Raw genomic sequence first — 884 nt, 5'->3', positions numbered from 1 at the left:
GCAGCCGATGTTCAGCACCTTGTGGCCGGGCTCCAGGCGCAGCTTGGCGATGATGTGCCGCTTCTTCAGGCTCTGCGCTTCCTCCAGCGGTGTCTCCGGCGTGGGGAAGTAGGCGCAGGAATATTGTCGGTCGCTGTCCAGGAACAGGGAATAGAGCTGGCCTGACAGGTCGTAATGGTGGGCGACGTTGGTGCGCGACCGCTGGGCCGGGTTGAACTGCTGGGCATAGCGGGTCAGCGTCTCGATGGGACCCATCAGGCTGTCGGTCCAGCTGATGTTCTGCCAGCCGCTGTTACGGGTGACCAGGGCCAGCAGGTCGTAGATGCTGCCCTCCTCCATCACCAGCGTGCCGTCCATGTAGGCCTCGCCAGCATAGAGGCGGGGGACCAGCGCCAGCTTCCAATGCAGGCTGGGGTCGGTCACCCGCACGGTGATGGGGCCGTAGCTGGCGGGCCCCCCATCGGCGATGCCGCCGGGGATCACCCCGCCGGATAGCCCGTCGGGGGGATGATGGCCGAATTCATGGCGGCGGCCGTCAGCGTCGATGAGTGTCATGTGGCCGGTCTTGATCAATGACCGGAACAGGCTGGCCAAGAGCATGCCGAAGGCTCGCCCGGTCGATGGGCAGGACGATGTCGCGGTCGCCCCATTGCAGCAGGATGGGCACCGTGACGGCCGCCGCCTCATCTCCCGCGCCGGTCTTCCAGAAGTTCTTCTGGTTGGCCTCCAGGTACTGGGTGACGCGCTTGAAGCCGCCGGGGATGTTGTTGGTCTCATAATACCAGCGCACGGTCTCGGCCTTCAGCCGCTCCGGCCGGCCGTAAAGCTGCGCCAGGGATTCCCGGTAGAAGATCTCCGGACTGTAGTTGGGCACCAGGTTCAGG

The 884-nt window shown here is 65.3% G+C and carries 2 protein-coding genes; both read right to left on the bottom strand.

Annotated elements, in window-relative coordinates:
- A partial coding sequence (locus I55_RS32225; RefSeq protein WP_252181398.1) for a class I SAM-dependent methyltransferase occupies nt 1-555 on the bottom strand: 555 nt, incomplete at its 3' end.
- Nucleotides 536-884 (bottom strand): hypothetical protein (locus I55_RS32220; protein WP_044564823.1); only part of this gene is annotated, 349 nt, incomplete at its 5' end. The genes I55_RS32225 and I55_RS32220, both read right to left, overlap by 20 nt.

The sequence above is a fragment of the Azospirillum sp. B4 genome, from assembly GCF_000333275.1.
Taxonomy (GTDB): domain Bacteria; phylum Pseudomonadota; class Alphaproteobacteria; order Azospirillales; family Azospirillaceae; genus Nitrospirillum.
This window is presented reverse-complemented; position numbering and strand designations above follow the sequence as displayed.